Raw genomic sequence first — 23,355 nt, 5'->3', positions numbered from 1 at the left:
GTCTAGGAGACAGCTGATCAGTGAGATAATTTATTAATCAAAACAACCCTATAGTTTCTATCTCTTACGACCGATTAATAAGCATTCAGGCATGCACGATCCGGCGTTATCCACATGCCACCGCCAACCATTACTGTTCAAAAAACAGCCACACCCAGCAAATAGCAGCGAATACAGGCCTGCAGCATTTCACCCCAAGGTTATCCACAGCGCCATCCACCCTGGCTGTTGAAAACCCTCCGAGCCATGATCATTTTTCAACCAACACTCGCCAACGCTTGCCATGACTGCGCTGGAGGATAGTCCCCCCAACTTATCCACAAGGCTATGCACGCCTTTGGTGGACAGCCCACAAGCCTCGCTGTGCCGACTGTTATCCCCTGAAAAGCCCTGACTGTACGCAGACAACGCCACCCGGCAGGTTCACAATTGGCGCCCGCTCGACAATACGGTCCGATCATGGGCGACCTGCGCAAAGGCTATCTGCTGGCACTCGCCACATTCGTCATCTGGGGGCTGTTCCCTTTCTACTTCAAGGCCCTGGGGCAATTCAGCGCCCTGGAGATCATCGCCCAGCGCGCCATCTGGTCGGCGCTGTTCGGTGCCCTGGCGCTGCTGTTCTGGCGACATCCCGGCTGGTGGCGCGAACTGCTCGCCCACCCTCGGCGGCTCGCGGTACTGACCCTGTCGGGGCTGCTGATCGCCGGCAACTGGCTGATCTATGTCTGGGCCATCAACAATGGTCATATCATCGAGGCCAGCCTGGGCTACTACATCAATCCCCTGGTCAATATCCTGCTCGGCATGCTGGTGCTGCGTGAACGCTTGCGGCCACTCCAATGGGTCGCCGTGCTCCTGGCCGCCGGGGGCGTCGGGCTGCAACTTATGACGCTCGGCCAGTTGCCCTGGATCGCACTGGCCCTGGCGTTGAGCTTCAGTGTCTACGGGCTGCTGCGCAAGATGGCACCGGTCGCGGCGCTGCCCGGGCTGGTCGTGGAAACCTGGCTACTGCTTCCCATAGCACTCGTCTGGGTACTGCTGTTCGGCTCAGGCCCCAGCACCGAACCCGCGTTCTGGCAGACGCCGGAAGCGCTCTGGCTGATCGCGGCAGGCCCGGTCACCCTCATTCCGTTGCTCTGCTTCAACTCGGCGGCGCGCTACCTGCCGTATTCGACGCTGGGCTTCATGCAGTACATCGCACCCACCCTGCTGCTGGTATTCGCCGTGCTGGTATTCGGCGAAGCCTTCCCGGCGGACAAACAGATGGCGTTCTTCTTCATCTGGAGCGGCCTGGCTGTCTACAGCTACGATACCTGGCGACTGCTGCGTAAAAACCGCTCGAAGCCTTGAGCACGCGGCAGACCCTAGACCAAGGCCTATTTGACAGTCGAGCGGGGCAGTCGGTATAGATTGCACTCGCCAGACAGCCGACTCGCCACAAGTGAAAAACCGGCCCTTGCGAACCTCCTGCCCCCCTGCGGTCATCCTCCGCGATTCCAGGGGAACATGCGCCAACGGATCACAGCCTCCGTCGACGTACCGGAGCGCGAACCGCGCCCGTTCCACGAGAAATGGCCTGCTCGACCCCGGTCGATGCCGGTCCTGAATCGTGCCAAAAACCGTTCCGCCATCGTTATGGCAAAACATCGACGGATGCTGGACTGCTTTTCCAGATTCCATCATGTAGTATCCGTTCGCGCGGACTACAAAACGAATGCCCGCGCGAAATTGAAGAATAAAGTGAGGCGAGTAATGACTGAGCGCGTTGAAGTCGGTGGCCTGCAGGTCGCCAAAGTCCTGTATGACTTTGTGAACAACGAAGCGATCCCGGGCACCGGTGTCGATGTCTCGGCTTTCTGGGCCGGAGCAGCACAACTCATCCATGACCTGGCGCCGAAGAATCGCGCCCTGCTGGCCAAGCGCGACGACCTGCAAGCCAAGATCGATGCCTGGCACCAGGCTCGCGCCGGCCAGGCCCACGACGCCGTGAGCTACAAGGCGTTCCTGCAAGAGATCGGCTACCTGCTGCCGGAAGCGGAAGACTTCCAGGCCACGACCCAGAACGTCGACGACGAAATCGCCCGCATGGCAGGCCCGCAACTGGTGGTGCCGATCATGAACGCGCGCTTTGCGCTGAACGCCGCCAACGCACGCTGGGGCTCGCTGTACGATGCCCTGTACGGCACCGATGCGATCTCGGAAGAAGGCGGCGCCAGCAAAGGCCCTGGCTACAACGAAGTTCGCGGCGCCAAGGTCATCGCCTTCGCTCGCGCCTTCCTCGATGAAGCGGCCCCGCTGGCAAGCGGCTCCCACCGCGACGCCACCGCCTACCGTATCGAAGGCGGCAAGCTGCAAGTTGCCCTGAAAGATGGCACCAGCGGCCTGAAAGACAACGCCCAACTGCTCGGCTACCAGGGCGATGCCAGCGCACCGCGCGCGGTGCTGCTCAAGCACAACGGCCTGCACTTCGAAATCCAGATCGACCCCAACAGCCCGATCGGCAAGACCGATGCTGCTGGCGTCAAGGATGTACTGCTGGAATCGGCCCTGACCACCATCATGGACTGCGAAGACTCCGTCGCCGCCGTCGATGCCGACGACAAGACCTTGGTCTATCGCAACTGGCTCGGCCTGATGAAAGGCGACTTGTCCGAAGAGATGGAAAAGGGCGGCAAGCGCATCACCCGTACCCTGAGCCCGGATCGCGTCTACACCGGCGCCAACGGTGGCGAGATCAGCCTGCATGGCCGTTCGCTGCTGTTCATCCGTAACGTCGGCCACCTGATGACCAATGACGCGATCCTCGATCGCGACAGCAACGAAGTGCCGGAAGGCATTCTCGATGGCCTGTTCACCAGCCTGATCGCCATCCACAACCTCAAGGGCAATACCAGCCGCGTCAACAGCCGTACCGGCAGTGTCTATATCGTCAAGCCGAAGATGCACGGTCCGGAAGAAGTCGCGTTCGCCAGCGAACTGTTCGGCCGTGTCGAGGATGTACTGGGCCTGACCCGCAACACGCTGAAAGTCGGCATCATGGACGAGGAACGCCGCACCACGGTCAACCTGAAGTCCTGCATCAAGGCCGCCAGCGAGCGCGTTGTGTTCATCAACACCGGCTTCCTCGACCGCACCGGCGACGAAATCCACACCTCCATGGAAGCGGGCCCGTTCATCCGCAAGGGTGAGATCAAGGGCGCCAAGTGGATCGCTGCCTACGAGAACAACAACGTCGACGTCGGCCTGGCCACCGGCCTGCCGGGCCGTGCGCAGATCGGCAAAGGCATGTGGGCCATGCCCGACCTGATGGCGGAAATGCTGGTACAGAAGATCGGCCACCCGAACGCCGGCGCCAACACCGCCTGGGTTCCGTCGCCGACCGCCGCCACCCTGCACGCGCTGCACTACCACAAGGTCGACGTGTTCGCCCGCCAGGTCGAACTGTCCAAGCGCGAAGTCGCCTCCATCGACGACATCCTCACCGTTCCGCTGGCGCCCAATACCGACTGGAGCGAAGAGGACAAGCGCAAGGAGCTGGACAACAACGCCCAGGGCATCCTCGGCTACGTGGTTCGCTGGATCGACCAGGGTGTCGGCTGCTCCAAGGTGCCAGACATCAACGACATCGCGCTGATGGAAGACCGTGCCACCCTGCGTATCTCCAGCCAGCACATCGCCAACTGGCTGCGCCATGGCGTGGTGACCCGCGAGCAGGTGCTGGAAAGCCTCAAGCGCATGGCAGTGGTGGTCGACAAGCAGAACGCCGCCGACCCGATCTACCGCCCGCTGGCACCGGACTTCGACAACAACGTGGCCTTCCAGGCTGCGCTGGAGCTGGTCCTCGAAGGCACCAAGCAGCCGAACGGCTACACCGAGCCGGTCCTGCATCGCCGCCGTCGCGAGTTCAAAGCCAAGAACGGCCTGTAAGTGTAGTGCTTGCCTGTCTGCTGGCAGGCAATTGAACGAAAAGCCGCTGCTCACAAGGCAGCGGCTTTTTCATATCTGCCTTATGTGGAGGGCGGGTGATCCACCTCGGCACTCTCGCCCAGCCTGTCCGCCGTCACCGGGCGCCCAAACAGCCACCCTTGCCCTACCGCATCTGCGGCGATGGCCTGCACGCAGGTCGCCTGCTGCTCCGTTTCGATGCCTTCGACCACCAGGCCGATCCCCAGCGGCTCGATCATCGCGCAAATCTGCTCGACGATCCGCTCCGTGGCCGAACCGCTGCCGATGGCACGGGTGAACATCTTGTCGACCTTGATCGCATCGATGGGCAATTCGGCCAGGTAGGACAGGCTGGAATAGCCCGTACCAAAATCATCCACGTAGATGCGGTAGCCCAGCGCACGCAACGCTTCGATACCCTCGATCAGGTGACAGTGCTTGGCGGTCGAACGCTCGGTGATTTCCAGTGCCACCCGGCTGGGTGAAATGCCACGACTGGCCAGTTCCCGCTGGAGGAAGGCATGGAATTCGGGGTCGGCGATATTGGCGGCCGTCAGGTTGATGCTGATATAGAAACTGCCCGCGTCCGCCAGACGCTCGCGAACACCGTCCAGGGCCTTGCGTACGATCTGTCGGCTCAATGACGTCATAAGCCCCATATGCTCGGCCATGGGAATGAAGTCGTCCGGACTGACGCCTTCACCCTCTTCATCCTCCCAACGGGCCAGCGCCTCCACCCCGACCATTTGCCGGTCACGCAGCCGGACCAGCGGCTGGTAATGGATATGCAACCCGCCATACAACAGCGCCCGGCGCAGTTGCATCGCCAGCGAATGCCGTTCGCGGTGCCAGGCAGCCAGCGCCAGCCCTATACCGGCACCGGCCAGCCCGCCCAGTCCGGCAACGCCGGCGAACAGCGCCAGGGAATGCTTGAAGATGCTGATGCCGTGGTAGCGGGCTGTCACGCACACATCCCAGCCGGACGCCCCGCAGCGATGAATGATCTGGCTACGCCCCAGCACAGAGGCGCGATCCACGGACTTCACGTCCTGCAAACCCGCGGCATTGCCAAAGCGCTGAAAAACGTGATCACCACGGCGGTTGAGCACCAGGGCACTGATCCCGGCAGGCGGCTTTTCGAACAGTTCGAAGGCATTCGGCGAGGTGAATACGATCACATCACCGACATTGGCCATGTCGGCCACAATACGCGGGTCGACGATATTGCCCACCGAGGTCCAGAGCTTTACCCCCCTGGGCGTCTCCAGGCTGGGCGGCGGCAACGCCACCGGCGGGACGAGCCGCCCCCAGCCAGCCGTGCATTCAATATGCCCGTCACTGACGCGCCCGACATCGCGCAACAGGCGCGACTTGAACGCCAGCACACGCAGCTCGGCGATGTCCTCCTCGCCACAGCGCGCCTGCCCGACCTGCGGCACCCGCTGCAACAGCTCTGAGCTGACCGTGGCAACCTCCATTGCCCTGCCCAGCAGGCTGCTCGCGTACTCATCGAGCCGTGCGCGGTCCTGCTGTACCAGAATCACCTGCGCGCCCAACAGCGCCAAAATGGCGCCTAGCAGCAATGCAACGAGCGGTAATCCATACGTCCATCCGACCAGGTCTTTCTTGCCCATTCCTGCCTCGCCCGCTTGTTACACCGGACAGGCCCCTTGAGGCTGGCCATCCGAAACTGCACTGACATCTGATGCCGGAAATAATGGCACAGGATGGCGTCCGCGGGCATTGGCGACAGCCCATCTTCCCCCACGTTTATCGACCTGTGGGCATGACACTTCTAAAAACCTGTTATAACGTACTAAAAACTCAATTGGAAACTCCCATGCACCGCCTATTGATCGCCCTGTCTCTTCTACCCCTGGCATTGGTTCAAGCCCACGAACACCCAGCGCACGACAGTCTGGGCACGCACGAGCACGGCGTTGCGACACTCGATGTCGCCCTGGAAGGCAAGCAACTGGATATCGCCTTGAACAGCCCCGCCATCAACCTGGTCGGCTTCGAGCGCCCACCTGCCAATGCCAGCGAACGCAACGCGCTGGCCCAGGCACGCCAACACTTACAGTCACCCGAAAAACTCTTCGCGCTCCCGGCACAAGCGGGGTGCTCACTGTCTGCACAGCACCTGCACAGCCCGCTTTTCCATGACCATGACCATGACCATGACCATGACCATGACCATGACCATGACCACAGTGATCATGCCAAGGGGCATTCCCACACCGATATCGAAGCCAGCTACAGCTTCCTTTGCCAGACGCCCACCGCCTTGCAGGGCCTGGACCTGGCAACGTTCTTCCAGACCTTCCCCGGCACGGAGAAGATCACAGTCCAGTTGATTGACCCATCCGGGCAGCAAGGCCTGGAAACAATCCCGGGCAAAAGCCGAATCCCGTTCTGATAGGCTTGGAACACCCAGCTTGGACATCCCCATGCATCCCTCAGAAACACCGTTGCCTTCTACCCTGCTGGAACTCGAAAACCTGGAGTTTGCCTGGCCAAACCAGCCAACGTTGCTGGACATACCCGGCTTCCGGCTTTCCCGGGGTGAAAGCCTGTTTCTCAAAGGCCCCTCGGGGAGCGGCAAGACCACACTGCTGGGGCTGCTTGGCGGTGTCAGCAGCCCTGGCCGGGGCAGTGTCCGCCTGCTGGGGCAGGATCTGAGCCAGCTATCTTCAGGTGCGCGAGACCGCTTCAGGGTCGATCACACGGGCTATATCTTCCAGCAATTCAACCTGCTGCCCTTTCTTTCCGTGCGCGAGAACGTGCTGCTGCCCTGCCGGTTCTCACGCCTGCGCAGTGAACGGGCGCGCCAGCGCCATGGCACACCGGAGGAAGCAGCCTGTCATCTACTGGTCCGCCTCGGGCTTCCAGCGGCCCTGCATCTGCGCCGTGCAGAAGCCCTGTCCATCGGCCAGCAGCAACGGGTCGCTGCGGCGCGCGCCCTGATCGGCCAGCCCGAACTGGTGATCGCCGACGAGCCGACCTCGGCCCTCGACAGCGATACCCGGAGCGCATTCCTGCATTTGCTGTTCGAGGAATGCCGCAGTGCCAACGCCACCCTTCTGTTCGTCAGCCATGACCAGAGCCTGTCGCCCCTGTTCGACCGCAGCCTGTCGCTGATGGAATTGAACCGCGCCAGCCTGACGGGGAAACACTGAGCATGCACCTGCTACGCCTCGCCATGGCCAGCCTGGCCAACCGCCGCTTCACCGCACTGCTGACCATTTTCGCCATCGCCCTTTCGGTCTGCCTGTTGCTCTCGGTCGAGCGTATCCGCAGTGAAACCCGCGCCAGCTTCGCCAGCACCATCAGCGGCACCGACCTGATCGTTGGCGCCCGCTCAGGTTCGATCAACCTGCTGCTCTACTCGGTCTTTCGCATCGGCAACGCCACCAACAACATTCGCTGGGACAGCTATCAGCAGCTCGCCGCGCACCCTCGCGTGGCCTGGACCGTTCCGATCTCCCTGGGAGACTCGCACCGTGGCTACCGGGTGCTGGGCACCAGTACCGGCTACTTCGAGCACTACCGCTATGCTCGCAAACACCCGCTGGAAATGACCGAAGGCCGACGCTTCAGCGACGATGATCCCTTCGAAGTGGTGCTGGGTGCGGAAGTGGCGAGTGCTCTCGGCTACGAGCTGGGCGAGGACATCGTCCTGGCCCATGGCGTGGCCAGCATCAGCCTGGTGCAGCACGACGACAAACCCTTCCGGGTCGTCGGCATCCTGCAACGTACCGGTACGCCGGTCGACCGCACGCTGCACATCTCACTGGAAGGCATGGAAGCCCTGCATGTCGACTGGCAGAACGGCATGCCGGCACGTGGCAATGCGAGGGTCAGCGCCGAACAGGCACGCCAGATGGACTTGCAGCCGAAACAGATCACCGCCGTCCTGCTGGGGCTGGACAGCCGTATTGCGACATTCGCCCTGCAACGCGAGATCAATCAGTTCCGTGGCGAACCACTGCTGGCGATCCTCCCCGGCGTGGCCCTGCAGGAGCTATGGGGGTTGATGGGCACGGCTGAGCAGGCCCTGTTCGTCGTCTCGCTGTTCGTCGTGCTGGTCGGTCTGGTGGGCATGCTCACGGCCATTCTCACCAGCCTCAACGAACGCCGCCGGGAGATGGCCATCCTGCGCTCGGTGGGCGCTCGCCCCCGGCACATCGCCGGGCTGCTGCTCGCGGAGGCCTTCGGCACTGCGCTGGCCGGCATCCTGCTCGGGCTGGCCCTGCTTTATCTCGGCATCGCCGTGGCGCAAGGCACGCTCCAGAGCCTCTACGGCATCCACCTACCCTTCAGCCTGCCCAGCCTCTATGAATGGCAACTGTTGGGGGGCATTCTGCTGGCCGCATTGCTGATCGGCTGCATCCCGGCCTGGCAGGCTTATCGACAGTCGCTGGCCGATGGCCTGTCGATCCGGCTGTGAGTACAAGCATGCGATACATCCTGCTCGCCCTGTTGCTCGTCACGCTCCCGATCCTGGCCAGGGAGCCGCGCGAGTTGACCTGGGAAGAGCTGGTACCCCCCGGCGCCCCACCGCCACCGCCGCCCATCCCCATTCACGACCTGTCCCGACTGGCCGATGCGCTGATCGCCGAGAGCGGGCCGGCCATGCAGCAGCAGTCACCCGCCGCACCAGTGGTGGAAGCCCTCGACGGGGTGCAGGTGAAGCTGCCCGGCTATATCGTCCCGCTGGACATGAGTGAGGAAGGCCGCGTCACCGAGTTCCTGCTGGTGCCCTACTTCGGTGCCTGCATCCATGTTCCGCCGCCGCCTTCCAACCAGATCGTGCATGCGGTCAGCGAGCTGGGTGTACGAGTCGATGCGCTCTACCAGCCGTTCTGGATCGAAGGCCCCCTGCGGGTCGAACATGCCAGCAGCGAGCTGGCCGAAGCGGGTTATCGAATGGAGGCGCAGAAAATCTATCCCTACGAACTCCCCCGCTAAAAACACCACTGCGTCATACCGCCACCGCATGGCACCGGCATCTATTGAGCTGGATCAAGACTCCAGATACATAGGCCCCTAAGATAACTAACACCTTAGTACTGCCAAGACTCACTGGAGTTACCCATGCGCAAGACATTGTTCGCCGCTTCCGCCCTGGCCCTCGCCATTGCAGCCCCCATTGCCCAAGCCCACCAGGCCGGCGACATTATCGTCCGCGCTGGTGCGATTACCGTTGATCCGCGTGAAGACAGCTCGCTTGTCAAAGCAGGCGGCGCGGACCTTGCTGGTAGCAAGGCCACACTGAACAGCGATACTCAATTGGGCTTGAACTTTGCCTATATGCTGACCGACAAGTTCGGTATCGAGCTTCTGGCCGCCACCCCGTTCTCCCATGAAGTAGGGGCCAAGATTCCTGCACTGGGCTACGACGGTAAACTGGGCGATATCAAGCACCTGCCACCGACCCTGAGCGTTGTCTACTACCCACTGGGCGGTAACTCAGCCTTCCAACCCTATGTTGGCGCCGGTATCAACTACACATGGTTCTTCGATGAGTCCCTGGGCAGCAAAGCCAAAACCGCTGGCCTGCAAGGGCTGGACCTCGATAACTCTTGGGGTTGGGCTGCGCAACTTGGCCTGGACTATCAACTGACTGACAAAATCCTGCTCAATGCACAGCTTCGCTACATCGACATTGAAACCACAGGTAAGACCTCGCTCGGCACAACACCTGTGCGTGTAGACGTAGACGTAGACCCCTTCGTCTACATGGTCGGCCTCGGCTACAAATTCTGACGACACCGTTCGCAGAAACAGAAAAGGCGCCGCAACAGACTGTGTGAAAACCTAGCAATCTGCTTGGTGCTTTAAGAAAATGCTCCGGATCGTAAGATACGGAGCATTTTTTGTTATGGCCTATATCCAAGGGGAGTCCCGTAACCAGACCAGTCTGTTCCCTGTCTCGCTGGAAGAACTAATCCCTGAGGATCATCTCGTTCGTGTCATCGACCTGTATGTTGCCAGTCTGGATCTAGGGCACCTAGGTTTTGACAAAGCCCAGCCCAAGGCGACTGGACGCCCCTCTTACGACCCTGCCGATCATCTAAGACTCTACCTCTACGGCTATTTTCAACGCATCCGCTCGTCACGGCGTCTTGAAACAGAATGCCAACGCAACATTGAAGTGATGTGGTTGATCAATCGGCTCAAGCCCGACTTCAAGACCATTGCTGATTTTCGCAAGAACAACAAAGCCGCGTTCGTTTCTACGTGCCGAACCTTTGTACAGTTCTGTCGATCTGCTGGCCTGATTGCTGGTGATTTGGTAGCGATTGATGGCAGTAAATTTCAAGCAGTAGCGTCCTCTCGCCGCCATTTGAGCTTAAGTCAGCTCAAGCGACAGGATGAAAAGCTGGATAAGCGCATCGCCCAATATCTGGCCGAGCTGGACGCTGCAGACAAGGCTGAAGCAGAGCAAGTGATTGATCGCAACGCGATCAAGGCGGCCTTGGTGAAGCTGGAGTCCAAGCAACGGGACAATCGAAGCTGCCAAGCCTTGATGGAGTCTATGGATCTGGAACAGTTCAACACGCATGAAAGCGATGCCCGAATGATGCGTACACCAAAGGGGCCGCGTGTTGCTTATAACGTGCAGTCCGCTGTCGACGCCGAGCACTGTCTGATTTTGCACCACGAGGTGACTCAGGACAGTGACGACCGTAAACAGCTCGAGCCAATGGCGAAAGCTGCCAAGGCGCATCTGGAGCAGGACGCTCTGACGGTCACAGCGGATATGGGCTACTCGAATGCTCAGCAGTTTCAAGCATGCGAGGACGTATCCATTACGGCATACGTACCACCAAGCAGAACCTCTAATCCAGGCGGAGAAGCACTCTTCGGGCGAAAGGACTTTACCTACGATACCGAACAGGATCGGTATCAATGCCCGGCAGGCAAGTTGCTAAGCCTGAAACAGTGCTCAAAAGGCAGCCGGATCTATCAGGCAGCGGTTAGCGACTGTACAGCGTGCGCACTGAAAACCCAATGCACGACAGCTCAGCGCCGCTATGTCTCGCGTCACGCGCAGGAAGAAGCTTTCGAGCGTATGGAGCAGAGGATGGAATTGCACCCAGAGATGATGGTGCGACGCAGGTCCATCGTCGAGCATCCATTTGGCAACCTCAAGCAATGGCTATTTGGAAATGGGCGGTTCTTGCTACGACAACTTGATGGAGCTAGGGCTGAAATGGCCTTGGCAACTACTGCCTACAACCTCAAACGAGCAATCAGCGTTCTGGGCATTCGGAAAATGGTGCAGTTGATAGGCTAAAAGGCCTTTTCCAGTACAAAAAACAAACGCCCGAACAAGTCGGGGCGTTTGGTTTAAGGCCTGCCAGTGTGTTTTCACACAGTCTGGCAAGGCGCCTTTTCTTTGTGTATCCGTTACTCGAACGACTCGTAAAACGGCCCATGCGGCCTGCCGCTCAAGCCTCGAGCAACGCCTTCAACCCTTCACGCACACTGGTCGCTGGCTCAGGCAGCCGATAGCGCTGGCACAGGCGCGCATTGTTCGCGCGTGAATGGCGGATATCGCCGGATCGTGCATCGGCATGGGTCACCGGGGGCAGACCGCCCAGCACATCTCCAATAGCAGTCAGCAACTGATTCAGGCTGGTGGTACGGCCGAGACCGAGATTGACCGCCCCGACCTCCAGCTCAGGTGCGTCCAGCGCCTGTAACAGGATCTCCACCAGGTCCGCCACATAGACGAAGTCCCGGGTCTGCTCGCCATCGCCGAACACGGTGATGGGCAGCCGATTGCGAGCGCGCTCGGTGAAAATGCTGATTACGCCGGAATAGGGAGAGGAAGGGTCCTGGCGCGGGCCGAAGATATTGAAGAAACGGAAGATCGCCGGCTCCAGCCCATGCTGGCGGCGATAGAAGTCCAGGTAATGCTCGCTGGCCAGCTTGTCTGCGGCATAGGGTGTCAGGGGCGACTTCGGTGTGTCCTCGACGATCGACTCGCCCTCGCCGTTGTTGCCGTACACCGCCGCGCTGGAGGCAAAGACTACGCGGCGCACATTGTACTCGCGCATCGATTCGCAGAGGTTCAGCGTGCCGATCAGGTTGCTCTGGTGCGTTCCCACCGGGTCGTCCACCGAAGCCTGAACCGAGGCCACAGCAGCCAGGTGCACCACGGCCGAACAACCCTGGACCGCCTGCCGCACCAGCGCCAGGTCGGCCACGTCGCCCTCGATCACCTGCAGGCACTCATGCCTGGGAAGATTGCCGTGCTTGCCCGTGGAGAAGTTGTCCAGCACCCGAACGGCACGCCCTTGCGCCAGCAGGGCATCGACCAGATGCGAGCCAATGAAACCGGCGCCACCGGTCACCAGAACGGGAAAATCAGTCATGTCGGTAATAACGTTCCACCAGGCTCGGCAGCCCTGTGCGCCAGGCACGGGGCTTGATGCCAAAGGTATTGAGAATTTTCCGGCAAGCCAGCACACCATGCTGCGGCTCGGTCGCCGCATCAGGGAAGTCCGCATGCGCCCGCGGCGTCAGTTCGTGCAGTTGCAGCTGCCGATGCTTGGCTGCCTCCGCGTACATCGCCTGCCCGACGACCAGCGGCGTCGCCGCCTCATGCCCGGCATAGTGATAGGTGCCCCACAGCGGGGCCTGGCAGTCGAGCTGATTGAGTATCGCCAGGATCACCCGCGCCGCATCGTCCACTGGCGTAGGGTTGCCGCGCCGGTCATCGGCCAGAAAGACAGCAGAAGTATGCTCGAGACGCTGGAGGAAACGCCCAAGGATGCCATTCGGACTATCGTCCAGCAGCCAGCCCAGGCGCAGCAGGACATGCCTTGGGCACAGTGAACGCACCGTCTGCTCGATCCGCCAGAGCGCCTGGCTGCGATTATCCAGTGGCGCCACGTCATCGGTTTCAGCATACGCCGTCGTCCGCGCACCATCGAAGACGCGGTAGCTCGATGGCTGCAACAGGATCACGCCATGGTGCTGGCACAGCTCGGCCAGTCTCTCGATCGCCTGCTCCTGCTGGGCCAACACATCATCGGTAACCTGGCCGGCCTGGAACCAGTCGAAGTAATAGGCGAGGTTGACCAGCGCCTCCGGCCGGTGCTCATCGAGCAGCGCGGTCAGGTGGCTGGAGTCCCAGCCACCTTCCGGCGGACGCGGGGCATGAAAGCCGACGTTCTGCTCGGCTCCCTGACGGATCAGCGCCTGCCCCAAGGCATTGCCGCCGCCCAATAGCATCAGGCGCATGTGCATGGTGGTACGGTCTACTCCAGAACCCGGAGTGGGCTTGTGCCCACGGTGAAGCTTCGCTAAAACAGGACGAAACGCACTTCAGGCAAGCCCCCGAAAACGACCTGGGCAACTGCGCCCAGGGTTCTCAACGACCCGCTGGCAAGCCTCAGAACGGGATATCGTCATCGAAGCTGTCGTAATCCTGGGCCGGCTGGGCCGCTGGGCGCTGCTGAGGCTGGGCGGGTTGTTGCGGCTGGCTGGCCTGCGGACGCGGAGCTGCGGCCGGGCGAGGCTGCCGTGGCGCGCCACCTTCGCCCGCATCGTTGTTACGCCCGCCCAGCAGCTGCATGGTGCCCTGCATGTCGACGATGATCTCGGTGGTGTAGCGCTTGATGCCGTCCTTTTCCCACTCGCGGGTCTGCAGCTTGCCTTCGATGTAGACCTGCGAACCTTTGCGCAGGTATTCACCGGCGATCTCCGCGACCTTGCCGAACAGGGAGACACGGTGCCACTCGGTACGCTCGACACGCTGGCCGCTCTGCTTGTCGGTCCACTGCTCGCTGGTGGCCAGGCTCAGGTTGGTGACCGCATTGCCATTGGGCAGGTAGCGGGTTTCCGGGTCCTGTCCACAGGTACCCACCAGAATGACTTTATTAACCCCACGGGCCATGGGTGGCTCCTTTTCGAATAATTTGAAGTGGATCTGCTGCCGAGTCGCATACGGGTGGCATGGACGGCGCTTTAGTCGTGAATACTACATGAGCAGCCGAGAGCGGACCATGCCGCGCCCGGCTGTATATGAGCGGTATTGGAACTCGTTCACGATATCAGTCGATCGACGGCCTCTCGGTCCAGGGTCCGTGTATCGATCTTGAGATAGGCCGCCGCCTCATCGGCAATCACCACGGCATCGGAGACGCCCGGCACGGCCAGCAACTGTGCAGCCAATTGCTCATTGCGCAACGCGGCGTCCGATAGCGCCAGGCGTACCCCGGTGACATAGGGCGGCTCACGCATGCTCATGGCCACGACCAGCCAGGCCAGACACAACAGCGCACAGCCGGCAAAAACGACGGGCAGGCCGCCGAGCTGATACAGCCAGCCGCCGAGGATGCCCCCCAGTGCGGCACCGAGGAACTGGCTGGTGGAATAGACCCCCATGGCCGTCCCCTTGCCCGCAGCCGGCGCCACCTTGCTGATCAATGAAGGCAGGGACGCTTCAAGCAGGTTGAACGCGGCGAAGAAGATCACCATGCCCAGTACCAGCCCGACCAACCCCACACCGCTCAGCCAGAAGAACAGCTCGCACAACAGCAGCGTCGCGACCGCGCCGGTCAGGACGCGCTTCATCCGGCGCTTCTTCTCGCCGTAAATGATGAACGGAATCATCGCGACGAAACCCGCGAGCAAGGCCGTCAGGTAGACCCACCAGTGTTCTTCCTTGGGCAGCATGCCTTGATCGACCAGCGCCAGGGGCAAGGCAACGAAGCTGGACATGAGCACGGCATGCAGCACCAGGATGCCGAAATCCAGGCGCAGCAGATCGCCATTGCGCAACGTCGCCCCCAGCGCCTGGCGTGCTACGGCAGACTCGCGGTGACTCAAACGCACAGGCGCCTTCGGCATGGCGAGCATGATGAAGATGCCCAACAGGGCCATCACCGCCGTCACCCAAAACAGCCCGGCCAGCCCGAAATAGCGTGTCAGCAACGGCCCCATGACCATCGCGGCGGCAAACGAAAGGCCGATGCTCATGCCAATCATGGCCATCGCCTTGGTGCGATGCTGCTCACGGGTCAGGTCGGACAGCAGCGCCATGACCGCAGCGGAGATGGCGCCAGCACCCTGCAGGATACGCCCGGCGATGACGCCCCAGATCGAGTCGGCACAAGCGGCCAGTGCCGCGCCCGCCGCGAACACCAGCAAGCCGCCGTAGATGACCGGCAAGCGCCCGATACGGTCGGAAAGGATGCCGAACGGAATCTGCAAAACGGCCTGGGTCAGGCCATAGGCACCAATGGCCAGACCGATCAGCGCTGGCGTGGCGCCTTCCAGTCCCATGCCATAGGTCGCGAGAACAGGCAGCACCATGAACATGCCGAGCATGCGAAACGCGAACACCAGCGACAGGCCACCCGCGGCACGCATTTCGCCAGCGCTCATGCGCTCGTTGTATGGATCCTGCATCGACATCTCGCCTGAATTGAACCGGCAGCGATTCTAACAGCCATCATGGGCATGGCACAGGCGTCCAACTTGCCGCACCCCACTGTCACACGGCGAAACCTTGCGGATACGGAGCATCGTGAAACCGGATGGGCAAGTAAGTTTGCGGCGATCCATCGGCTGTCCCGACGTGTGTGGCGTTGCGAGCACCGCGCCAGAGACCACGCGTACGCTTTACTCGGCGCAGAGACAAGATTGCCCATCCAGTCGTAAAGCACTCCCCCACAGGCATGACGCAATTGCCCCGCCTTCGGACGCTTGCTTGAAGCTTGCGACTTGAAGCTGCTTTATACTCGCGCGTTTTCCCCCGCCGCGAGGCAGCCGTGGACAAGATCCTGATTCGTGGGGCACGCACCCACAACCTGAAGAACATCGACCTGACCCTGCCACGCGACAAGCTGATCGTGATCACCGGCCTGTCCGGTTCGGGCAAGTCCTCCCTGGCCTTCGACACCCTGTATGCCGAAGGCCAGCGCCGTTATGTCGAATCACTGTCAGCCTATGCCCGACAGTTCCTGTCGATGATGGAAAAACCCGATGTCGACACCATCGAGGGGCTGTCGCCGGCGATCTCCATCGAGCAGAAGTCCACCTCGCACAACCCACGCTCCACCGTCGGCACCATCACCGAAATCTACGACTACCTGCGCCTGCTCTACGCCCGCGTCGGTACGCCACGCTGCCCCGACCACGACACCCCGCTGGAAGCGCAGACCGTCAGCCAGATGGTCGATCAGGTGCTGGCATTGCCCGAAGGCAGCAAGCGCATGTTGCTGGCCCCGGTGATCCGCGAGCGCAAGGGCGAACACCTGGCGGTCTTCGACGAACTGCGCGCGCAGGGCTTCGTGCGTGTACGGGTCAATGGCCGCCTGTACGAGCTGGACGAAGTGCCCAAGCTGGACAAACAGAAGAAGCATTCCATCGATGTGGTGGTCGACCGCTTCAAGGTCCGCGCCGACCTGCAGCAACGCCTGGCCGAATCCTTCGAAACGGCACTCAACATGGCTGACGGTATTGCCCTGGTCGCGCCCATGGACGATGACGATGCCGAGGAAATCATCTTCTCCGCACGCTTCGCCTGCCCGGTCTGCGGCCATTCGATCAGCGAGCTGGAACCCAAGCTGTTCTCCTTCAACAACCCGGCCGGCGCCTGTCCGACCTGCGATGGCCTGGGCGTAAAGCAATTCTTCGACGCCAAGCGTCTGGTCAACGGTGAGCTGACCCTGGCCGAGGGTGCCATTCGTGGTTGGGACCGGCGTAACGTCTACTACTTCCAGATGCTTGGCTCGCTGGCGGCCTATTACGGATTCAGCCTGGACGAGCCTTTCGACTCGCTGTCAGCCGCGCAGCAGAAGGCCATCCTGCATGGCAGTGGCCGGGACAGCGTGGAGTTCCGCTACCTGAACGACCGCGGCGACATCGTCACCCGCTCGCACCCGTTCGAAGGCATCGTGCCCAACCTCGAACGGCGCTACCGCGAAACCGAATCCAACAGCGTCCGCGAGGAACTGGCCAAGTACCTCAGCACCCAGCCCTGCCCGGACTGCAACGGCACACGCCTGCGCCGCGAGGCGCGCCATGTGTGGGTCGGCGAGAAAACCCTGCCGGCCGTCACACGGCTGCCGGTGGGCGATGCCAGTGACTACTTCGCCGGCCTGCAACTGAGCGGCCAGCGTGGACAGATCGCCGACAAGATCCTCAAGGAAATCCGCGAGCGCCTGCAGTTCCTGGTCAACGTCGGCCTCGACTACCTGACCCTCGACCGCAGCGCCGACACCCTCTCCGGTGGCGAAGCGCAGCGTATCCGCCTGGCCAGCCAGATCGGCGCCGGCCTGGTGGGCGTGATGTATATCCTCGATGAGCCGAGCATCGGCCTGCACCAGCGCGACAACGAGCGCCTGCTGGCGACCCTCAACCACCTGCGCAACCTGGGCAACACGGTGATCGTGGTCGAACACGATGAGGACGCCATCCGCATGGCCGACTACGTGGTGGACATCGGCCCCGGCGCCGGCGTACATGGCGGCCGTATCGTCGCCGAAGGCACGCCGGCAGAAGTCATGGCCAATCCGGACTCGCTGACCGGCAAGTACCTGTCGGGCGTCGAGCGCATCCGCTACCCGGCCCAGCGCACCCCGCGCGACCGCAAGAAGCTACTGAAACTCAAAGGTGCGCGCGGCAACAACCTGCGCAACGTCGACCTGGAAATCCCGGTTGGCCTGCTGACCTGCGTCACCGGCGTATCCGGCTCGGGCAAGTCGACGCTGATCAACAACACGCTGTTCCCCATCACCGCCACCGCGCTGAACGGTGCCAGCAGCCTGGAAGTCGCCCCACACGACTCGTTCGATGGCCTGCAACACCTGGACAAGGTGGTGGATATCGACCAGAGCCCGATCGGTCGCACCCCGCGCTCCAACCCGGCCACCTACACCGGGTTGTTCACACCAATCCGCGAACTCTTTTCCGGCGTGCCGGAAGCCCGCTCGCGCGGCTACGGGCCGGGGCGTTTCTCGTTCAACGTCAAGGGTGGCCGCTGCGAAGCCTGCCAGGGCGATGGCGTGCTCAAGGTGGAGATGCACTTCCTGCCGGACGTCTACGTGTCCTGCGACGTGTGCAAGGGCCAGCGCTACAACCGCGAAACCCTGGAAGTGAAGTACAAGGGCAAGAACATCCACGAAGTGCTGGAGATGACCATCGAGGACGCCCGCGCCTTCTTCGACGCGGTGCCAGCGGTGGCGCGCAAGCTGCAGACGCTGATCGACGTCGGCCTGTCCTACATCAAGCTGGGGCAGAGCGCGACCACCCTTTCCGGCGGCGAGGCGCAGCGCGTCAAGCTGAGCCGCGAGCTGTCCAAGCGCGACACCGGCAAGACGCTGTATATCCTCGACGAGCCGACCACCGGCCTGCACTTCGCCGATATCCAGCAACTGCTCGACGTGCTGCACCGGCTGCGCGACCACGGCAACACCGTGGTGGTGATCGAGCACAACCTGGATGTGATCAAGACCGCCGACTGGCTGGTCGACCTCGGCCCCGAGGGCGGCTCGCGCGGCGGCCAGATCATCGCCACCGGCACCCCGGAAGACGTTGCGGCCAACCCCGCCTCCCACACCGGGCACTTCCTCGGCCCACTGCTGGAACGCGACCGGAGCTGACTCAGCTTCGCCCCCGCACTGCACGCTCATCCAGGCGAATTGCCGTCTGGATGAGCGGAGCGCCCTGGCTCATTCGCCACGCACCTTGTCTATCCCGGCCTCTCCCGCCGCGAGCCACCGCCAAAATGTATAGGTTGTAAATTACATTTACTGGCAAATAGCAATCCATACCATTCTCTTGTCATCGCAATGGCGGCAGAGATGGAAACCCGGCCCCCGATGCGCCATCCACGCGCCAGCTCATTGACTCACCGTCGAATGAGCGTTGCGGCATGCCACCTCTTCCCGACCACGACCCATCGATTTCTCGCATGGCCAATGACGCCTGGCCGTGTTCTGTACCCATACGTCGAAAAAACCGGGAACGACAGACAACGCCACCCGATGGCGACCCAACACTGATTCAACAAGGAGACGTTTCATGAGACAACGCACGATCCAGGGGCACTTCGAGAAGCGACAGAGCCCCCTATTGGGCGCCTTGATCGCGACAGTCATGGCTGGCGGCTCAATCAACCTGTACGCCGCCGAAAATGCTGAGCAAGTGCTGGAGCTGAACTCTACCGTCGTCACGGCCTCTGCGAATGCAGTGGATGTGCGCGATGCGCCTGCCAGCGTGACCGTCATCACGGCCGAGGACATCCAGAAGATACCCTCCGCCGACCTGAACGATATTCTGAAAAGAGCGCCTGGACTGTCGGTCGCGACCACGCCCGATGGCGGCACCAGCATTCAGATCCGTGGCCTGCCGCAAGGCTACTCCCTCCTGCTCGTGGATGGGCGCCGCGTCGGCAGCTCCAAGGAAACCTATGACCGCTACAGCCGGAACGAGGTGAACTGGATACCGCCGGAATCCATCGAGCGAATCGAGATCATCCGAGGCCCGATGTCTTCGCTCTACGGCGCGGATGCCATGGGTGGCGTCATCAACATCATTACCAAGAAGGCCGGATCGTTCTGGGAAGGGTCGGCCCGCGCGAATGCCGTGATCGATGAAAGCTCGATCCGTGGCAATGACTACACCGGTGGCTTCTCGCTCAGGGGCCCACTGATGGACGGCCTGCGACTGAGCCTCAATGGCGAGCAGACCTATCAACAACCCGACAGCGAATTGCCTGCCGACCGCAGCGCGTTCCGCTGGGGCGGCGGCCGTGAAGGGAGCAAGCTGCGCTCATTCGGCGGCCAGTTGAGCTGGGACATCACAGAAGACCACGAGCTGTCGTTGCACTACCAGAAGGCCGAAAGACGCACGCTGCCGGGCCCGAACGCCGCTGGCAGCAACCCCACGGCCAATGCCTCGACACGCGGCCCAAGGGAAATGGACCGTGAGGAATTCGGCCTGAGTTATGCCGGCGGTCACGGTTTTGCGACCTCCAAGCTTTCGATCAATCGTACTGAGTACCGGAACAAGACGACGGGGCCCGTGATTGTCAACAACGTCAATGCAGGCAATGTCCCGACCGAAGCGGTTGCCACCGATCTGGTCGTGGATGGCAGCGTTACCGCACCTTTCAGCCTTGGCGTCGAACAGTCACTGACGCTCGGCGCACAATGGCAACGCAATGAGCTGGACAATCCGAACTCGGTTGGCTCGGTGCCGAATGCGGAGGGCGTGCTCGGTCTTTCCTACAAGGAAACGCACAGCAAGTCACTGTATGCCGAAGACCAGTTGTTCCTGCGTGACGACCTGATCCTGACCCTGGGCGCACGCTTCGATGACCATGACGACTTTGACTCCCGTGTGAGCCCGCGTGCCTACGTGGTCTATCACCCGAGCTATGAATGGACCTTGCGCGGCGGCTACTCCGAAGGCTTCAAGGCGCCGACACTACGGCAGTCCAATCCCAACTTCGTAGGTCAGTCCCAGGGCGCTGGCTGTGCAGGTGGATTCGCCCCGTGCAGTACCCGTGGCAGTGCTGATCTCGAGCCGGAAATCAGCAAGAACTGGGAACTGGGCGTCGGCTGGGAACGTGACCTCTGGGAAGCAGGCCTGACATTCTTCCACAGCGACTTCGAGAACAAGATTGCAACCCGCTATGTTGGGCTGCTCAACGGGCAGCACTTCTATGAAAACTACAATGCGGGCGATGCTGTCATTCGGGGCATCGAAGGCAACATAACCGTTCCCGTCGTAGAGAACCTGCTGTGGCGCACCAATGTCACGCACATGCTGGAAGCGGAAGAAAAACGCAAGGATGCCTCTGGATACCGCGCGCCCCTGAGCGTGACGCCTGAGCTGTCTATCGCCTCGATGCTCGACTGGACGATCAATGATGCATTGAACACCTCCCTGCAAGCCCAGTATCTCAGCAAGCAAGTCGGCCTCGACTGGCGCGAAGCCAATCAGTCCGGACAGAGCGGCAGCCAGCGCATTCAGTCGGGCTACACCATTTTCGACTTGGGCCTGGGCTATAGAGTCAACAGAAACTTCCACGTCAATACAGGGATCACTAACCTGTTCGACCGTGATCCCAATGGCGTATCGAATACCGGAAACAACTTCTACACGCCGGGGCGTCGCTACTTCGTTACCTTGACTGCGAGCTTCTAGGTCTTTGCGAAGATAACGCCGGGGAAGCCCGGATGGATGAACCGCCAGCAGACATCGAGTCCCGCTTGCGGCTCATCCATATCCCTCGCAAGAGCAGCATCCACGCACCGGCGCATGGTCACTCCGTCTCCGGGGCTGATTTCCATCGATGAGAGCTGGCTCACACGCCGTATGCTTTCAACCGCACATGCAGCCGCAGACCTGGCGAACGGTTTTCGGCCCATACATCGCCCCCTTGCAAGACCACCATCCCTCTTGCAATCGACAGTCCCAGTCCAAAGCCATCACCACCGGGCCGCGCCCTGTTCAGGCGGGTGAACGGCCTGAAAATACGCTCCAGTGCGTCCTCCGCAACACCTGGCCCTTGATCGTCAATCCATAGATGCCAGCAGTCACCCTCGCGCCGCCCGGACAGACACACCGTTCCCCCGGCAGGAGAATGCCGAATCGCATTGCGCAAGATATTCTCCAGAGCCTGGGCCAGACCATTCAGGCTACCCAAGACCTGGCACTCTTCTGGCAGCTCACACGCCAACCGCTCCTGGGCCCAGCCCGACTCGAAGCAGGCGTTCTCACACAACACATCCCATAGACGTGCCACGTCCACCAGTTCCAACGGCAACTGCGGCCGCTCGGTATCCAGCCAGACCAGTTCCAGAGTATCGCCAACCAGCCGTTCCATCCCTGCCACTTCACGCTCCAGGCGTTGCTTCAGTGTGGGCAGGTCCAGTTCCTGCTCTCCCGCCACGCGCAAGCGGCTGAGAGGAGTGCGCAACTCATGCGAAAGGTCGCATAACAATTGGCGCTGGAACGTGACGGTATGATCCAAACGCTCAGCCATGTGATCGAGCGCCCGGGCCAACTCGCCCAACTCATCCCGTCGCATCGCCACAGCACCAGCACGCGCACTCAGGTCATCGGCATGCAATGCATTGGCCTGGCGCCGCAGCACACCCAGGGGAGCGATCAGCACGCGGTACAACAGGGCGCCCAACAGGATCGCCAGGCATACCGGCAGCACCTGCTGCAGCAGGATACTCAGCAACGCCCTGGACTCTTTCGGATTGAAGCGCTGCGGCAAATCCATGACCAGCCGCGACACGCCATCGCTGAATGGGATGTAGACCGTCGGCCAGCCATCCGGGCGCCCCATCGTCCAGTCGAGCTGGCGTATGAAGCTCAGCCGCATCCACTCCTCCTCGCTCAAGGGCCTGGAGGACAACGAGCGCTGGTGCTCGTCCACCACCACCGCCCACACCTTCTCCCGCGCCTGAAAGTCAGCGAGATAGGCGTCGACACCAACTGTGCCCTTGGTTCGCCAGGCGGCCTCGGCTTCCTGCGCATAAGCGGTCAGCTCTGCCTTGGCCTCCTCGGAAAGGCGCGAAGTCGCTTCATTGATCCGCTTGCCCAGATCCATGTGCAAGCTCAACAGCAACAGGCAGAAAATACCCAGTACCCCGGCCAGCTTCCACAACAGCGAGTGAATGCCTGGCATCTCAGTTACTCGGACGGGTGAACAGGTAACCCTTGCCCCACACCGACTCGACGCGTTGGTGCGTATAACCGATAGCCTGCAACTTGCGGCGCACATTGCTCACGTGCATGTCCAGGCTGCGGTCGTAACGTGAATAGCCATGATGTAGCACTTGCTGGTAGAGAAACGGCTTGCTCAGGACCTCCTCGGCATTCTGCGAGAAGGTCTCCATCAGGCGGTACTCGGTCGGTGTCAGCTTTGCCCACTGCCCGTTATGGCAGATATCGCTCCGCGCTTCGTCGAACACCAATTCAGGGTCATGCTTGCTGACTGCGGACTCTCCGCGTTCCATTGCCACCCGCCGAAAGATCGCGTCGATGCGGACATCCATTTCCACCAGGCTGAAAGGCTTGGGCAAATAATCATCGGCCCCCTGGCTGAAACCGGCGATACGATCCTCTTCATCACCCAGCGCCGACATCAGAATGACCGGCACACCTTGCTCACGGCGAAGCACCTCCAGCACCTGCAAACCGCTGAGCCCTGGCATCAGGATATCCATCAGCACCAGATCGAAGGGTTGCGACTGGACACAGCGCAGTGCCTGCTCGCCATCGCTCAGAAAAGTAACCTGGGCGCCCCTCTGGCCAAGATGCTCGAACAGGTGAGGGCCAAGGACAGGATCATCTTCGACCAGCAATATCTTCGGGGACATCTTGAAAGTCGGCTGCATGACATTTCGCATCGGTAAATAAGAA

Annotated in this window: 17 protein-coding genes; 10 read left to right on the top strand and 7 right to left on the bottom strand. The window is 61.4% G+C overall.

The window, feature by feature from the left end; translation table 11 throughout:
* Nucleotides 1-459 precede the first annotated feature (459 nt).
* Complete coding sequence (gene rarD / locus HW090_RS12240) at nt 460-1,350, top strand: EamA family transporter RarD (protein ID WP_179113782.1); 891 nt, start codon at nt 460-462, stop codon at nt 1,348-1,350.
* A 402-nt stretch (nt 1,351-1,752) separates the two neighbouring features.
* Nucleotides 1,753-3,927, top strand: a complete 2,175-nt coding sequence (locus HW090_RS12235; protein WP_179113781.1) for a malate synthase G — start codon at nt 1,753-1,755, stop codon at nt 3,925-3,927.
* Between the two features lie 80 nt (nt 3,928-4,007).
* On the opposite strand, the gene HW090_RS12230 is transcribed toward HW090_RS12235, so the two are convergent.
* Nucleotides 4,008-5,579, bottom strand: coding sequence for an EAL domain-containing protein (locus HW090_RS12230; RefSeq protein ID WP_179113780.1), 1,572 nt, complete (start codon nt 5,577-5,579; stop codon nt 4,008-4,010).
* Nucleotides 5,580-5,785: 206 nt separating this feature from the next.
* On the opposite strand from HW090_RS12230, the gene HW090_RS12225 reads away from it, so the two are divergent.
* The 6 genes from HW090_RS12225 (at nt 5,786) to HW090_RS12200 (ending at nt 11,248) form a co-directional block, all read left to right on the top strand.
* The gene (locus HW090_RS12225) at nt 5,786-6,364 is read left to right on the top strand and encodes a DUF2796 domain-containing protein (protein ID WP_179113779.1); all 579 of its coding nucleotides are present in this window, start codon (nt 5,786-5,788) and stop codon (nt 6,362-6,364) included.
* A gap of 31 nt (nt 6,365-6,395) precedes the next feature.
* Nucleotides 6,396-7,124, top strand: a complete 729-nt coding sequence (locus tag HW090_RS12220) for an ABC transporter ATP-binding protein (protein WP_179113778.1) — start codon at nt 6,396-6,398, stop codon at nt 7,122-7,124.
* Nucleotides 7,125-7,126: 2 nt separating this feature from the next.
* Nucleotides 7,127-8,395, top strand: coding sequence for an ABC transporter permease (locus tag HW090_RS12215; RefSeq protein WP_179113777.1), 1,269 nt, complete (start codon nt 7,127-7,129; stop codon nt 8,393-8,395).
* Between the two features lie 8 nt (nt 8,396-8,403).
* Complete coding sequence (locus HW090_RS12210) at nt 8,404-8,916, top strand: DUF3299 domain-containing protein (RefSeq protein WP_179113776.1); 513 nt, start codon at nt 8,404-8,406, stop codon at nt 8,914-8,916.
* Nucleotides 8,917-9,042: 126 nt separating this feature from the next.
* The gene (locus tag HW090_RS12205) at nt 9,043-9,714 is read left to right on the top strand and encodes an OmpW family protein (RefSeq protein ID WP_179113775.1); all 672 of its coding nucleotides are present in this window, start codon (nt 9,043-9,045) and stop codon (nt 9,712-9,714) included.
* 115 nt (nt 9,715-9,829) lie between these two features.
* Nucleotides 9,830-11,248 (top strand): IS1182 family transposase, encoded by a 1,419-nt coding sequence (locus tag HW090_RS12200; RefSeq protein ID WP_179113774.1) that lies wholly within the window; start codon nt 9,830-9,832, stop codon nt 11,246-11,248.
* 154 nt (nt 11,249-11,402) lie between these two features.
* Here HW090_RS12200 and HW090_RS12195 read toward each other — a convergent pair whose 3' ends face one another.
* From HW090_RS12195 to HW090_RS12180, 4 genes are all read right to left on the bottom strand, one after another.
* Entirely contained in the window at nt 11,403-12,332 is a 930-nt protein-coding gene (locus HW090_RS12195; RefSeq protein ID WP_179113773.1) for an NAD-dependent epimerase/dehydratase family protein, read from the bottom strand.
* The gene (locus tag HW090_RS12190; protein WP_179113772.1) at nt 12,325-13,209 is read right to left on the bottom strand and encodes a sugar nucleotide-binding protein; all 885 of its coding nucleotides are present in this window, start codon (nt 13,207-13,209) and stop codon (nt 12,325-12,327) included. The genes HW090_RS12195 and HW090_RS12190 overlap by 8 nt, the downstream gene beginning before the upstream one ends.
* A 145-nt stretch (nt 13,210-13,354) precedes the next feature.
* Nucleotides 13,355-13,858 (bottom strand): single-stranded DNA-binding protein, encoded by a 504-nt coding sequence (locus HW090_RS12185; protein WP_179113771.1) that lies wholly within the window; start codon nt 13,856-13,858, stop codon nt 13,355-13,357.
* Nucleotides 13,859-14,007: 149 nt separating this feature from the next.
* Nucleotides 14,008-15,375, bottom strand: a complete 1,368-nt coding sequence (locus tag HW090_RS12180) for an MFS transporter (protein WP_179113770.1) — start codon at nt 15,373-15,375, stop codon at nt 14,008-14,010.
* Between the two features lie 362 nt (nt 15,376-15,737).
* Between HW090_RS12180 and uvrA the strand changes: the two genes are divergently transcribed.
* Complete coding sequence (gene uvrA, locus HW090_RS12175) at nt 15,738-18,572, top strand: excinuclease ABC subunit UvrA (protein WP_179113769.1); 2,835 nt, start codon at nt 15,738-15,740, stop codon at nt 18,570-18,572.
* A 421-nt stretch (nt 18,573-18,993) separates the two neighbouring features.
* Entirely contained in the window at nt 18,994-21,123 is a 2,130-nt protein-coding gene (locus HW090_RS12170) for a TonB-dependent receptor domain-containing protein (RefSeq protein ID WP_179113768.1), read from the top strand.
* 160 nt (nt 21,124-21,283) lie between these two features.
* Here the strand turns inward: HW090_RS12170 and HW090_RS12165 are convergent, their stop codons facing one another.
* Nucleotides 21,284-22,618, bottom strand: a complete 1,335-nt coding sequence (locus HW090_RS12165; protein WP_179113767.1) for a sensor histidine kinase — start codon at nt 22,616-22,618, stop codon at nt 21,284-21,286.
* Between the two features lies 1 nt (nt 22,619).
* Nucleotides 22,620-23,330: a response regulator transcription factor gene (locus HW090_RS12160; protein ID WP_256930664.1), complete on the bottom strand. Its 711-nt coding sequence runs from the start codon at nt 23,328-23,330 to the stop codon at nt 22,620-22,622.
* Nucleotides 23,331-23,355: the final 25 nt, after the last annotated feature.

It is taken from the genome of Pseudomonas sp. ABC1, assembly GCF_013395055.1.
In the GTDB taxonomy this organism is placed as follows: Bacteria; Pseudomonadota; Gammaproteobacteria; order Pseudomonadales; family Pseudomonadaceae; genus Stutzerimonas.
This window is presented reverse-complemented; position numbering and strand designations above follow the sequence as displayed.

Excerpts from the sequence above, each read along its gene's own strand:
- HW090_RS12235 (WP_179113781.1), top strand. The coding sequence starts at position 1,753 with ATGACTGAGCGCGTTGAAGTCGGTGGCCTGCAGGTCGCCAAAGTCCTG.
- HW090_RS12165 (WP_179113767.1), bottom strand. The coding sequence starts at position 22,618 with ATGCCAGGCATTCACTCGCTGTTGTGGAAGCTGGCCGGGGTACTGGGT.
- HW090_RS12160 (WP_256930664.1), bottom strand. The coding sequence starts at position 23,330 with ATGCAGCCGACTTTCAAGATGTCCCCGAAGATATTGCTGGTCGAAGAT.
- HW090_RS12205 (WP_179113775.1), top strand. The coding sequence starts at position 9,043 with ATGCGCAAGACATTGTTCGCCGCTTCCGCCCTGGCCCTCGCCATTGCA.
- HW090_RS12215 (WP_179113777.1), top strand. The coding sequence starts at position 7,127 with ATGCACCTGCTACGCCTCGCCATGGCCAGCCTGGCCAACCGCCGCTTC.
- HW090_RS12210 (WP_179113776.1), top strand. The coding sequence starts at position 8,404 with ATGCGATACATCCTGCTCGCCCTGTTGCTCGTCACGCTCCCGATCCTG.
- HW090_RS12190 (WP_179113772.1), bottom strand. The coding sequence starts at position 13,209 with ATGCACATGCGCCTGATGCTATTGGGCGGCGGCAATGCCTTGGGGCAG.
- HW090_RS12180 (WP_179113770.1), bottom strand. The coding sequence starts at position 15,375 with ATGCAGGATCCATACAACGAGCGCATGAGCGCTGGCGAAATGCGTGCC.
- rarD (WP_179113782.1), top strand. The coding sequence starts at position 460 with ATGGGCGACCTGCGCAAAGGCTATCTGCTGGCACTCGCCACATTCGTC.
- HW090_RS12185 (WP_179113771.1), bottom strand. The coding sequence starts at position 13,858 with ATGGCCCGTGGGGTTAATAAAGTCATTCTGGTGGGTACCTGTGGACAG.
- HW090_RS12220 (WP_179113778.1), top strand. The coding sequence starts at position 6,396 with ATGCATCCCTCAGAAACACCGTTGCCTTCTACCCTGCTGGAACTCGAA.
- HW090_RS12195 (WP_179113773.1), bottom strand. The coding sequence starts at position 12,332 with ATGACTGATTTTCCCGTTCTGGTGACCGGTGGCGCCGGTTTCATTGGC.
- HW090_RS12230 (WP_179113780.1), bottom strand. The coding sequence starts at position 5,579 with ATGGGCAAGAAAGACCTGGTCGGATGGACGTATGGATTACCGCTCGTT.
- HW090_RS12200 (WP_179113774.1), top strand. The coding sequence starts at position 9,830 with ATGGCCTATATCCAAGGGGAGTCCCGTAACCAGACCAGTCTGTTCCCT.
- HW090_RS12225 (WP_179113779.1), top strand. The coding sequence starts at position 5,786 with ATGCACCGCCTATTGATCGCCCTGTCTCTTCTACCCCTGGCATTGGTT.
- HW090_RS12170 (WP_179113768.1), top strand. The coding sequence starts at position 18,994 with ATGAGACAACGCACGATCCAGGGGCACTTCGAGAAGCGACAGAGCCCC.